Consider the following 12,118-nt stretch of genomic DNA (forward strand, 5'->3'; position numbering starts at 1 on the left):
CGTCATGCCCCGCACCGCACGCCGTGGCGAGGGCGCCTGGGGCTGGCTGTTCGTCAGCCCCATGGTCCTCGTCCTCGGCCTGTTCCTCGTCCTGCCGATCCTGATGGCGCTGTGGGTGAGCCTGCTGCACTGGGACGGCCAGTCCAACCCGTTCAGCAGCCGGGCCCACTTCGTCGGCCTGGACAACTACCGGTCACTGCTCACCGAGGACGGCCTGGACCGCACCCTGTTCGCGACCTCGCTGCGGAACAACGCCTACTACGTGCTGCTCACCGTGCCGCTGCAGACGCTCCTCGCCCTGGTGCTGGCGCTCGTCGTCAACCAGCGCATGCTGCGCGGCCGCAGCGCCCTGCGCACCGCGTTCTTCTTCCCGTCCGTGACCAGCTCCATCGCTGTCTCCACCGTCTTCCTCTTCCTGTTCCAGGGCAGCGGTGCGGTCAACACGCTGCTGGCGTGGGCGGGGGTGAAGGGCCCGAACTGGTACGCCGACCCGCGCGGCGTCCTGTCGCTGCTGCTGGGCGCCCTGGGCCTGGTGGATCCCGACCACCCCGTGGGTGTGCTCGCGAACCACTCGATCCTGGGACTGTCCTGGTACCAGTGGCTGTCCGGGCCGTCGGTCGCCATGTGCACCATCATCCTGCTCTCGGTGTGGACGACGTCCGGGACGTTCATGCTGATCTTCCTCGCCGCCCTCCAGGACATCCCGCGCGAGCTGGAGGAGTCGGCGGCCATCGAGGGCGCCGGCCGGTTCCAGATGCTGCGGTACGTGACGCTGCCCGCGCTGCGGCCGGTCCTGTTCCTGGTCCTGACGCTGGGCCTGATCTCGACCTGGCAGGTCTTCGACCAGGTGTACGTGATGAGCCGTGGCGCGCCGGGCAACACGACGCTGACCCCGGCCTACCTGTCGTACTCCTCGGCCTTCGGGGACTCCGACTTCGGGCAGGGCGCGGCCATCGCCTTCGTGCTGCTCGCCCTGATCCTCGGCCTGACCGCGCTGCAGCGCCTCGCGCTGCGCGAGCGCACGCCCCGCACCCGGAGGAACCGATGACCGTGAAGGACGCGACCGTCCGGGCCCCGGGGCGGCCGGTGCTGGGCCGCTTCCCGCTGCCGGCGCGGGTGGTGGGCTGGACGCTGGTCGCCGGCCTCGGCCTGCTGTACGTGCTGCCGTTCGTCCTCCAGCTGGTCACGGGCTTCAAGACCGATCCGGACGCGGCCGCGCACCCCCTGTCGCCGGTGCCCGTCACCCCGACGACCGCCGCCTACCAGCGGCTGTTCGGGCTGAGCCGGGCCGCTGACGGGGTGCCGTTCCTGCACTGGCTGGGCAACTCCGCCTTCGTCGCGGTGGTGGTCACGGCCGGGCGGGTGCTGTTCGACTCGATGGCGGGGTACGCGCTGGCCCGGCTGCGCTTCCCCGGTCGCTCGCTGCTGTTCGGGTTCGTGCTGGGGGTGATGGCGGTGCCGGGAGTGGCGCTGCTGATCCCGAAATTCCTGGTGCTGAACACCTTCGGGCTGTTCGACACGTACACGGGCATGATCCTGCCGCTGATGGTGGACGCGGCGGGGGTCTTCATCATGAAGCAGTTCTTCGAGTCGGTGCCGCGGGAGGTGGAGGAGGCCGCGCGGGTGGACGGCGCGGGCGTGTTCCGGGTCTTCTGGTCGGTGGTCCTGCCGATGGCGCGGCCGGCGCTCATCACCCTGACGATCCTGTCGTTCCAAGGCTCCTGGAACGAGTTCACCCACTTCCTGGTGGCCACCCAGTCCAGCCAGTACGAGACGCTGACGACGGGGCTCGCACGGTTCGTGTCGGGGGGACTGGGCAGCGGCACGCAGTACCCGCTGAAGCTGGCGGCGGCCCTGCTGTCCACGGTTCCGGTGGCGGTGCTGTTCTTCTGCTTCCAGCGGTACTTCGTACAGGGGGCCAACGCGGGAGCGGTCAAGGAATGACGTGCGGGCGGGCGTGCCGGGCGGCGAGCGTCAGGCCGAGCCAGCTCGTCCAGCCGATCGGCTGCAGGGCCCAGTAGCTGGCGATGCGGTAGAGGAGGGTGACCGCGATGGCCTGGTCGGGGCGCAGTCCGTACAGGACCAGGAGCGCGGCGAGGCCGGTCTCGACGATGCCGATGCCGCCGGGGGTGAGGCGGAGCGCTCCGGCCATCTGGGTGAGGGCGTAGGCGGTCAGCGTCACCCGCCAGGGCAGGGCGACGTCCAGCGCCCAGGCGCAGGCGGCGAGGCAGGCGGCGTCGAGGACCCAGTTGGCCAGGGCCAGCAGCGAGGGTGCGAGCCAGGGGCGCGGGCCCGGCCGGGTCGCCCGTACACGGCGGACGAGCCGCGACATCTGCTCCTCGATGCCCCACATCCGGCGGGAGCGCACCCCGATGCGGCGCCACACGCGCCATGCGCGGCGCCGGACGGCCGTGAAGCGGGACAGGGCGGCCGCCCCGGCGGCGAGCAGGACGAGGAGGGCCGCCATCCACAGCACCGCGGCCCGCAGCCCGGCGGGCCCGGCCGCGCCACCGGCGAGGACCCCGGCCACCAGCAGCAGGAACAGGGCGAGGGCGGACAGCACGCCGGAGACGGCGAGGACCGACCCGGCGAGGACCAGCGACACGCCTCGGCGCCGCAGCTGCCCGAACTGCCATGCGGCCGCGAACGCCGCGCCACCGGGAAGCGCGCCGGCCACGGCGTTGGCGGCCACGACCAGGGCCGTGACCACCGCGAGTCCCAGCCGGGCGCCCCCCATCACCAGCAGGCGGCGCTGCAGCGCCGCCAGGGAGAGCACCGACAGCGCCTCGAGCAGGGCCGCCGCCGCCAGGCGCGGCGGGCTGGCCGTCGGGATCAGGTGCAGGGCGGCGGCCAGGTCGTACCGCCGGTGCAGCGCGAGGGCGACCGCGGCCACCACGAGCACGGCCGACACCAGCCACCACACGGGGTGCCGGGCCCGGAACGGCGGTGGGCCGGGCGCCGGGTCCGCGGCGTCGTCCGTGGCGCCCGTCTCCTCTCTCACACGGCCACGCTACGGCGACTCCGCCTCCCGCGCGGGCAGCGACAGCAGGGTCGTGCCGCCGCCGGGGCGGCGGACCGCGGGGCCGGCTGCGGTCGCTCGTGGTGGGCGCCGTCGGCGAGGAGGAGCACGCGGCCCGCCCGGCGCGTGCGGTGCCCGACGGCGCCGAGCGGGCTCAGAAGGCCAGGAGGGGCCCGTAGCTCCGCATGACGCACTCGTTCGCGAACGTGCGTTCCTCGTCGACGTGTACGCCTCGCCACACGCCCTGCAGGGTGACGGTGACGGGCCGGAGGAGGAAGCTGCACCGGGGGCCGGACACCGGAGTGAGCGCGGCGAGCCGGCCCTGCGCCTGCTGGAGCGCGTCGCAGGCGGCCGCGGGCTGCGGGTGCGTGCCGCCGGGAGCGTAGGCGCAGGTGAGGGTGACGGCGCGTGCGGGCGCCGACGCCGCCCGGTTCACGGCGAGGACCACGGCGGAGGGCGCGTACGGTGCGGGGGACGGCTCGGCGGCCGGCCGGCCCGAGGCGTGGACCGGGGCACTCAGGAGCGCGGTCGTGGCCGCGGCCGCCAGGGCGAGGACCGCGGAGCGCAGAGCCTTCCGGGGCATGCGAATTCCTTCCTTCGACGGCGGGTCCGCCTCCGGGACCCGGTGCGGGGTCGCGGGCGAACGGGGTCTGTCCGCTGCGGAATTGTGCCGTCTCCTCCGGGTGCGGCTGTGCGTTCGCACACGTTTTTGCGCGCATGTGACGGTCCGTGAATGTCCGGATCCGTCCGCCCTCGGCCGGTCCGGCCTGCGGCGCACGGTCCGCGCGGGTCGGATTCCGACCTGATCCCGCGGGCCCGGGTACGTCCGAAAGAGGTGCCGTGATCCGGTGCCGGCCGAACTGCGCGGCGACGGCAGGGCCGGCCCGGGTCCGGACGTCGCGTCAGGCCCCCGGACGGCCGCCTCCCCGCGTGCACGAACCGCGAAGGGTCGCTTTGCGCCTTACCTCCTGCAGGACTTGCGGCGTGGGGGGTGACTTGTGATCAAATCTGGCGATGCGTACCCCCCACATACAGGCGCATCATCCTGATCAGTCGGACGGTCCACCGCCCGAACGGGTTCCACCAGGAGGTTCCCGCAACCCGTACGACGAACTGGCGGCGCTGGCGGACGACCCGCTGGAGATGTTCACCGACGGCACCCGGCCGATCCCCCGGGACGACGACACCGAGGAGCCCTGGTCCCCGCCCAACCACCGGCGCGGCAGCCGGCGCCGCAACCGCGCCACGGGCCTGCCCACGATGGTCAAGGTCCTGGCCTGGGTGGTCACCCTCGCCTGCCTCGTCACCCTCGCCGACCGCTGGGCCCTCCTCTACGCCGAGCACAAGGCGTCCGACCAGCTGAAGGACCGGCTCCACCTGGCCGCCGCGCCCGAGGTCCGGATCGGCGGTTTCCCCTTCCTGACCCAACTGGCCGCGCGGCGCCTGGACTCGGTGCGGATCACCGTCCCGGACATCCCGGCCCACCGGGTCACCCTCACCCAGGTCACCGCCGCCGCCCGCGGCATCCGCATCGACGGCGACGGGCCGACGCAGGTGAGTGGCGCGCTCGTACCGCAGCTGCACGGTCAGGTCCTGCTCTCCTTCGCCGACTTGGACCGCGAACTCGGCGCCTCGCAGGTGGCCTTCACCTCCCGGGGCCCCGACAAGGTCCAGGCCCGGGGCTCCCTGCGCGTCGCCGGCAACGACCTGCGCGTCCGGGCCGACGTCCGCATCCGGCGCGCCGGGGACCTCGGCATCGCCACCTCCGTGGACGGCATGCAGCTCGACATCGGCGACCTCGCGACGTACCGGCCCGGCACCGGACCCTCCGAGGGCCTGCACCTGACCCGCGCCTCGGCCCGGCGGCTCACCCAGGAGGCCGCGAGGATCAGGGCCTTCCTCGCCGTACCGGAGATCGTGCACCGCCTCGGGGTTCCCGACAGCGCCGTGCGGACCGCGCTGCACGACGAGGACAAGCTCCACGCCCTCACCGGCGTGCCCCGCTTCCTCCATGCCCTGACCCGGATGAACCTCGTGGACGTGGCGCTCGCCCACCCGGCGCTGCTGAAGCGGCTGGGGATCGACCTGTCCCTCCTCACCTCCCTGACCAAGCTGACCCGCCCTCAGGTCGCCGACCGCTTCTCCTTCTCCTTCCGCCTCCCGAAGCCGCCGTCGGGCACCATGCGGCTGGAGCGGCTGGCCGTGGACAAGGACGGCATCCGCGCCTACGTGTCGGGGGCGGGGCTGCTGCTGGGACGCTGACCCCGGTCCCCCTCCGCCCGCCCGGCCCGGCCGAGTCGCCCGGGTCCGGCAGGGGGCGCCCGGTGGAGGCCGGAGAGGCCGGGAGGCAGGCGACGGGGCGCCGTCCGTCGCGGCCGCGCGGGGCCCGGCGCGTCGCGGACCCCTGCGCGTCGTCTTCGCCTTCCGTACGCGTGGGCGGTCGGACGCGTTGACATGCGGCCAGAAATGCACGCCGGGTGACCACCCGGGTTCGCGGAACCGGAACACGCCGGGTCACGGCGCCCGTCCGGGGACGTCGGCTCCGGCCGGGACCGGCAGACGGTCCCGCGGGGCGTGCGCTCACCCTGTCGGCCGATACCGGCCGGATGCCGCTTCCCGCCTGCGGTGCCGCGGCGGACGCCGGTCTCCGGTGTCCGCGGTCCTGCGCGGCCCGGAGGCGCGCCGTACGTTGGCCAGATGGAAGTGATCACCCGCGGGAAGCGGGACCCGGGGCCGGGGATCGGCGTGCTGGACGTGCTGGGGTCGATGGCGCTGTTCGCCCTGTCCGTCCTCGCCTCGTGCATCGTTCCGCACGAGCACCGCCTCCAGCTGCGGGAGTCCGCGGTGGTGCTCGCCGCCGTGGGCTGCACGGCGCTGCTGTGGCGCCGCCGCCACCCGTTCGGCACCGTCGCCGTCGCGGTCGGCTGCGGAGTGGCCTTCCAGCTCCTCGGGTTCCGGGCGAGCCCTATCGTGACGAGCCCCCTGGTCGTATCGGTCTACACGGTGGCCGCCCGTACGGACCGGCGAACCGCCTGGCTGGTCGCCTCCGCCGCGGCCGGGATCCTGATCGGGTCCGCCGTCGTGTGCGCCGACGGATCCTGGCTGGAACCGGACACGGCCGCGATGCTGGCGTGGACGGCCCTGCCGGCCGCGGTCGGCGACGGGGTGCGGTCCCGGCGGGCCTACGTGGCCGCGGTCGAGGAGCGCGCGGAGCACGCCGAACGCACCCGCGAGCAGGAGGCCCGGCAGCGGGTGGCAGCCGAACGGGTGCGCATCGCAAGGGAGTTGCACGACGTGGTCGCCCATCACATCGCCCTGATCAACGCGCAGGCGGGGGTCGCCGCGCATCTGGGGGAGCACCGGCCCGAGCAGCTCGTGGCCGCGCTGGAGGACATCCGCGAGACCAGCAGGTCCGCCCTGGACGAACTGCGGGTGACCGTCGCCCTGCTGCGCCAGTCCGACGACCCCGAGGCACCCCGCGACCCGATTCCGGGCCTGGCGCAGGTGCCGACGCTGCTGGCCTCCTTCGAGCGCGCCGGTCTGGCCGTGCGCCATGCCCGGCACGGCTCCGCCGAACCGCTCGCGCCGGCGGTGGACGTGGCCGCGTACCGCATCGTGCAGGAGGCCCTGACCAACGTGCGCAAGCACGCGGGCGCCGATCACGCGCGCCTGTACCTGCACTACCGCCCGACGTGGCTGACGATCACCGTCGAGGACGACGGGCCGGCCGCCTCGTACGAACCCCAGCCGGGGACCGGGCACGGGCTGATCGGGATGCGCGAGCGGGCCGCGAGCGTCGGCGGGCGGCTCAGCGCACGCGCCCGGCCGGAGGGCGGGTTCACGGTGACGGCCGAACTGCCGCTGCGGCCGGGCGCGGTGGTGGCGGACGCGGTGTCCGCCGGTGGAGCCGAGGAGGAACGGCGATGACCATCCGGGTGCTGCTGACCGACGACCAGGCCCTGCTGCGGGGCACCTTCCGGATGCTGTTCGACGCGGCCGGGGACATGGAGACCGTCGGCGAGGCGTCCGACGGGCTGGAGGCCGTGGAGCTGGCCCGTACACTCCGCCCCGACGTGGTCCTCATGGACATCCGGATGCCCGGCACGGACGGGCTGGCCGCCACGCGGATGATCTGCGGGGCCGAGGACCTGGCGGAGGTGAAGGTGCTCATCCTGACCACGTTCGAGAACGACGAGTACGTCGCGGAGGCGCTGCGGGCCGGGGCGAGCGGGTTCCTCGGCAAGGGGGCACGGCCGGAGGACCTGCTGGACGCCGTCCGGACCGTGGCCGCGGGCGACGCCCTCCTCTCCCCCACCGCCACCCGCGCCCTGATCACGCGGTTCCTCGCCCAGCCCGCTCCTGCGCAGCCGGCCGGGCACGGCCGGCTGGAGTGCCTCACGCCGAGGGAGCGGGACGTGGTCGGGCTCGTCGCCCTGGGCCTGTCCAACGACGACATCGCCGAGCGCCTCTTCGTCAGCCCGCTGACCGCGAAGACGCACGTGAACCGGGCGATGACCAAACTCGGCGCCCGCGACCGGGCCCAGCTCGTGGTGATCGCCTACCAGGACGGCCTGGTCCAGGTGACGGAGGCCGCCCCTCCGCCCGCCGCCCGGCTCTGACCGGACCGGCGGCGGGACGCGGCCGCGGATCGCACCGGGACCGGAGGGGGTGCCGCACCACGGACGCGGGCGGTACCCCGCGCTTCGGACGCGCCTCGCCCCCCGCACTCGAGCGACTCCCATCGGCACCGTGATCCCGACCAGGGCTGCTGCGCGGCTGCGGGCGGCCACCGGCCGTGCCGCGGGGCAGGGGGTGGTTACCGGCCGTGTCGGAGGGGTGGGGGTGAACAGGGCGGGTGGCGGGCCGGGAGCCCCGGCGCCGGCCCGCGGGATCACGGCCGCCGACAGGCGGGGAGCCGGGCCACAGGCACCCGGAGTACCCGGCGGACCGGAAGCAGGGCCCCAGCAGGTGAGGGCCCTGCCGGCGCCGGTGCGGGCCGCCACCCGGTGGCGGGGTACCCCGCCACCCGGCTGTACCGCGCCCCCCACCCGGCGGTAGGCCGGACCGGCGGATACCGCAGCCGCAGTAGCCGGGAAAGACTGCACGTGGACGACGCGCGAGGGCCCCCTCCCGAGCCAAGCTGGGTGACGTAACGAGGTCGGACCACGGTGTCCGGTCCTCACGCGACGCAAGGCAGTACCGCGACGCGAGGCAGTACAGAGAGGAACCCCGACATGTCTGCTGCGCACCAGGAATGCCGCACCATCCGCGACCTGCTCGCCGGCCACGCCCTCCAGGTCCTGAGCCCCGAGGAGACCCGTGCGGTCGGCGCCCACCTGGCGGCCTGCCCCGCCTGCCGCGACGAGCACGACTGCCTCGCCACGGTGGCCGCGCACCTGACCGCCCTCCGGCACTGCCTGACCGGTGCGACCGGGCCGGAGCAGGGGTCGCGCATCGGGCGCCAGCAGGCCGGCCGGCCGCGCGGACGGCGCGGGGCGCCCCGGGACGGCCTGCTCGCCTCCCTCACGCTGCCCCAGTGGGTCGACCGGATGGCCGTGGCGTACGCGAGGTGACGGCCTCGCCTGCACGGCGGCGGGCCGCGCGACGGACCTCACCCGGTGAGCTGGTAGATGCTCTTCCCCGTGAACCACAGGCCGACGACCAGGCAGAGCACGACGATCGCCTGGTCCTGGTGGCCCTCCAGCCAGGAGCGCATCGCCAGCAGCCGGGCCCTGGCGGCCGTCGGCGCGAAGACCACGTACAGCTCGGCGGCGAGCAGGCTCGCGGTCGCGAGCAGGCAGAAGGAGAACAGCGCGATCCAGGTCGTGAAGTGGGAGGTGTCCGCCTCCACCACGGCCGTCGCGCCCGCCGCGACCAGGCCCCAGGGCTGGAGCAGCACCGCGAGGCCCGCCGCGGTCCACACTGTGGTGCGGTCCAGGCGGGCGGACAACCACGACGAGGAGCGTCTGCCCGGGCGCGCCGCCGGGGAGGCGGGCGCGGTGCCCGCGGAACCGGCCGGGGCCGCGCCGTCGGCCGGGGACGTCCCTCGGGCGGAGCGGTCCGTGCGGCGGCGGCGCCGGTACTCGCCGTACCCGACGAGCGACACGCCGATGGCCAGCTTGAGGGCCAGGACCGCCGTCGAGGGCGGGGACTTGGGCGGCGGGGGGTGTCCGCCGGTGATGGCCAGGACGATCGCTATCACCGCGACGAGGCACGCCAGCCAGCCGAGGATGAACGTGAGCCCCTTCCACGCCCCGCGCGCCGAGGCGACGAGCAGGACGAAGGCCATGAGCGGCAGCGGATTCAGCGTGATGGCCAGGCCGATGAGCAGCAGATCGAGGATCATGGTGACCCCACGTGTCGGTTCCTCCCGAGCGTAGGCACAGGCCCCTGCCCGCACATCTCGGGTGATCGGCGCGGAACGGACGCCTCGGGACCGGCGTGCCCGCCGTCCGTGCGTGCCGCACCCTGAGGGGGAAAGGAGCGACGCCATGGCGACGACTGCCGTCCCGGCCCCGGCCTGCTGATGCCGCCCGGCGGACCGGAGCACGGCCGGGGGAACGGGCACGGCCACGGGGCGGGGAGCGGTTGCGGGCACGAGGTGGGGACGGGGTCGCGGCGGACGCGGACCGGCCGGCTCGTCGACACGGCGAAAGCGCTGCACCGGAGGGCCGAGAGCCGCTTCCCCCTGATCACCCACCTCGCCGACCGCATGGTGTCGGTGAACATCTTCGACTCCGCCACCCGGCTGGCCGCGCAGTCCTTCCTGACCGCCGTCCCGCTGCTGTTCGTGGTGGCGGCCTACGCTCCCCCGGTGCTCCGGCACCAGCTCGTCACGTCGATCCGCGCCGTGTTCGGCCTCACGGGCCCCGCGGACGCCGAGATCGAGCAGGTGTTCCAGCCGTCCACGGGGAACCTGCGGCAGGCCACCGGTGTGATCGGCGGGCTGATGGTCCTGCTCTCGGCGACCGCGGTCAGCAGAGCGCTGCAACGGCTGTGCAAGCGGGCGTGGGAGATTCCCCGTGCGGGCACCCGCATCGCGCCGTGGCGGTGGCTGGCCTGGCTGGTCCTGTGGCTGTCCGCGCTGGTCCTCCAGGGCCCGGTGCACAGCGGCTTCGGGCTGGGCGCCTGGCTGGGGCTCCCGCTGACCCTGGTCACACAGATCCTGCTGTGGTGGTGGACCCAGCACCTGCTGCTGGGCGGGCTGGTGCGCTGGCGGCCGCTGCTGCCGGGCTCCGTGGCGACGGGGGCCGTGCTGACCGCACTGACCGTGACCGCGCGCCTGTACATGCCGCGCGCGCTGAACCGCACGCTCACCGAGTACGGCTCCGTGGGCTCCGTGTTCGTCCTGCTGTCGTGGCTGATCGTGGTCTGCGTCGCCGCGGCGCTCAGTGTGACCACCGGTGCCGTCCTGGCGCAGGAGCCGTTCCTGAGCGGGCGGCTCGGCAGCCCGCCTGCGCGCAGGGACGCCCCGGTGCCCTGAGCGCCAGGGCCGGGCGGGCCGCTCACCGGCGAAGCCCTGCTCCCGTGCGCGGACGCGGGGGAGCAGGGCGGGCCGGCCGCGGCGGGGCCGGCGGTCACCGCGCACAGGCGGACGCGCGGGGCGTCAGCCGGTGCAGGTGTCGAGCATGGAGGAGAGCGCCGACTTCTCGGCGTCGGTGCTGGTCAGCTTCCAGACGGACTTGATGTGCGTGTAGTCCTTGGCGTACGTGCACCAGATGGTGTGGTTCGTGGGCTTCCAGTCCGCGGGACCGCTGTCGGACTTGGAGGAGTTGGAGGACTCCGAGGCGATGAGCAGTTGGGGGTCCTTCAGGTCGTTGCCGAAGGCCGTGCGCTGGTCGGCGGTCCAGGTGTCGGCGCCGGAGCGCCAGGCCTCGGCCAGGGGGACCATGTGGTCGATGGTGGCCTGGGCGACGTCGGTGACGGTCCTGTCGTCGTAGGCGGAGTACCAGGAGCCGCTGGCGGGCTGGCAGTGGTCGGGCTTGTCCTGGACGTCCTTGCCGTCCCGGGCGAGGACGTCCTGACGGGTGGTGCAGCCGTCGGACTGCTTGGACCAGATGTCGAACTTGTCGCGTGCATAGCCGTCCATCGAGTGCGGCGCGGCGACCGTGAGGGCGGCGAGTTCGGTGCGGGCCGTCGCGGTGGACGGCGGGGCCGGCGGATCGGCGAGGGCGGGTGCTGCGGATATGCCGAGTACCAGCAGCGCTGCGGGCAGGCCGTAGGCGGCGCGACGCATGAAGTCTCCATAAGATGTGGGGGGTTGGAGAAGTATTCATGAGATAAGCGCACTATCGGACTGGTTCGCTACGCGCGTTGACGATGTGCAACAAGTCCCCCACGGCTCCTTCACCGTTCGAACACCGGAGCGAGTGGATGGCGGACGTTCGACCTCTGGGGACTACGTCAACGAGGTTGCTGCGAAACGGAGTTGACCGGCCCGCCCGCAGACGGACGTGCGGAGGCGGGGCAGCACCGTCCGGGTCCGGTCGGCGCGGGGCGAGCCGGGCCCCATCGGCCCGCGTGGCTGCCGACCGGTGGGGTCAGTAGTCGACGTCGATGTAGTCGATGTCGGTGAACTCGACCATCAGGCCGTCCGCACGGCGGCCGCGGTCCCTGAAGTAGATCTCCTGGAGGCCCTCGGCGACGATCTCCTGGAGCTGCTGCTCGGTGGCGCCGGCCGCGTGGGCGTCGAAGAGGCGGCCCGCGTAGGCGGGCGGAAGGCCCTGGGTGATGGGCCTCAGCCTCGGATCGTCGGTGCTGCCCGGGGCGGCGGTGAAGCCGAACCTGGCCCGGGTGTCGACGTAGATGCCGCCGGTGGTGGCGGCCTGCCGCCGCGCGCGGTCCCGCACCCGGGGCTGCCACCGCGCACGGACTTCGGCGGCGAGGCGTTCGGCGAGGGCGGGCCGGGGGTGCTTCAGCTGTCCCGTGACGTAGCGCTCCACGGTGCGCTGGGTGACCCCGAGCAGTTCCGCGGCGGCCCGGGTGCCCTTGACCTGCTTCACCAGGTAACGCATCTGCGCAGCGGCCGACTTCGGCATCGGCCGGGTGACGTGTGCGGCGTCGGCTCTGGTGAGACTGTCGGCGACGAAGCCCATCGGT

Annotated in this window: 12 protein-coding genes; 7 read left to right on the top strand and 5 right to left on the bottom strand. The window is 74.0% G+C overall.

The window, feature by feature from the left end; translation table 11 throughout:
• Window positions 1-4 precede the first annotated feature (4 nt).
• Window positions 5-1,048 carry a carbohydrate ABC transporter permease gene (locus P3H78_RS16740; RefSeq protein WP_276109785.1) on the top strand — a complete coding sequence of 348 codons (1,044 nt, stop codon included), beginning with the start codon at window positions 5-7 and terminating at the stop codon, window positions 1,046-1,048.
• On the top strand, window positions 1,045-1,944 hold the full coding sequence (locus tag P3H78_RS16745) for a carbohydrate ABC transporter permease (RefSeq protein ID WP_276109786.1): 900 nt from the start codon (window positions 1,045-1,047) through the stop codon (window positions 1,942-1,944). Before P3H78_RS16740 ends, P3H78_RS16745 begins: the two co-directional genes overlap by 4 nt.
• Here P3H78_RS16745 and P3H78_RS16750 read toward each other — a convergent pair.
• Together P3H78_RS16750 and P3H78_RS16755 are read right to left on the bottom strand one after the other, a co-directional pair.
• On the bottom strand, window positions 1,934-3,001 hold the full coding sequence (locus P3H78_RS16750) for a lysylphosphatidylglycerol synthase transmembrane domain-containing protein (RefSeq protein ID WP_276109787.1): 1,068 nt from the start codon (window positions 2,999-3,001) through the stop codon (window positions 1,934-1,936). The two genes, P3H78_RS16745 and P3H78_RS16750, sit on opposite strands and share 11 nt — an antisense overlap.
• A gap of 172 nt (window positions 3,002-3,173) precedes the next feature.
• Complete coding sequence (locus tag P3H78_RS16755) at window positions 3,174-3,602, bottom strand: SSI family serine proteinase inhibitor (RefSeq protein WP_276109788.1); 429 nt, start codon at window positions 3,600-3,602, stop codon at window positions 3,174-3,176.
• Window positions 3,603-4,033: 431 nt separating this feature from the next.
• Here P3H78_RS16755 and P3H78_RS16760 point away from each other — a divergent pair, with 431 nt between their 5' ends.
• The 4 genes from P3H78_RS16760 to P3H78_RS16775 all read left to right on the top strand — a co-directional run bounded on the left by P3H78_RS16760 (window position 4,034) and on the right by P3H78_RS16775 (window position 8,592).
• A complete protein-coding gene (locus P3H78_RS16760; RefSeq protein ID WP_276109789.1) occupies window positions 4,034-5,281 on the top strand; it encodes an LmeA family phospholipid-binding protein in 1,248 nt (415 codons plus the stop codon).
• 435 nt (window positions 5,282-5,716) lie between these two features.
• A complete protein-coding gene (locus tag P3H78_RS16765) occupies window positions 5,717-6,946 on the top strand; it encodes a sensor histidine kinase (protein ID WP_276109790.1) in 1,230 nt (409 codons plus the stop codon).
• A complete protein-coding gene (locus P3H78_RS16770) occupies window positions 6,943-7,638 on the top strand; it encodes a response regulator (protein WP_276109791.1) in 696 nt (231 codons plus the stop codon). Before P3H78_RS16765 ends, P3H78_RS16770 begins: the two co-directional genes overlap by 4 nt.
• Before the next feature lie 615 nt (window positions 7,639-8,253).
• Window positions 8,254-8,592 (top strand): zf-HC2 domain-containing protein, encoded by a 339-nt coding sequence (locus P3H78_RS16775; protein WP_276109792.1) that lies wholly within the window; start codon window positions 8,254-8,256, stop codon window positions 8,590-8,592.
• Between the two features lie 38 nt (window positions 8,593-8,630).
• Here the strand turns inward: P3H78_RS16775 and P3H78_RS16780 are convergent, their stop codons facing one another.
• On the bottom strand, window positions 8,631-9,365 hold the full coding sequence (locus P3H78_RS16780) for a GAP family protein (RefSeq protein WP_276109793.1): 735 nt from the start codon (window positions 9,363-9,365) through the stop codon (window positions 8,631-8,633).
• A gap of 255 nt (window positions 9,366-9,620) precedes the next feature.
• On the opposite strand from P3H78_RS16780, the gene P3H78_RS16785 reads away from it, so the two are divergent.
• Window positions 9,621-10,502: a YhjD/YihY/BrkB family envelope integrity protein gene (locus P3H78_RS16785; protein ID WP_276109794.1), complete on the top strand. Its 882-nt coding sequence runs from the start codon at window positions 9,621-9,623 to the stop codon at window positions 10,500-10,502.
• Between the two features lie 123 nt (window positions 10,503-10,625).
• On the opposite strand, the gene P3H78_RS16790 is transcribed toward P3H78_RS16785, so the two are convergent.
• On the bottom strand, window positions 10,626-11,255 hold the full coding sequence (locus P3H78_RS16790; protein ID WP_276109795.1) for a GmrSD restriction endonuclease domain-containing protein: 630 nt from the start codon (window positions 11,253-11,255) through the stop codon (window positions 10,626-10,628).
• 304 nt (window positions 11,256-11,559) lie between these two features.
• On the bottom strand, window positions 11,560-12,114 hold the full coding sequence (tpg, locus tag P3H78_RS16795) for a telomere-protecting terminal protein Tpg (protein ID WP_276109796.1): 555 nt from the start codon (window positions 12,112-12,114) through the stop codon (window positions 11,560-11,562).
• Window positions 12,115-12,118 lie beyond the last annotated feature (4 nt).

Origin of the sequence: Streptomyces tropicalis (genome assembly GCF_029269835.1) — a bacterium.
In the GTDB taxonomy this organism is placed as follows: domain Bacteria; phylum Actinomycetota; class Actinomycetes; order Streptomycetales; family Streptomycetaceae; genus Streptomyces; species Streptomyces tropicalis.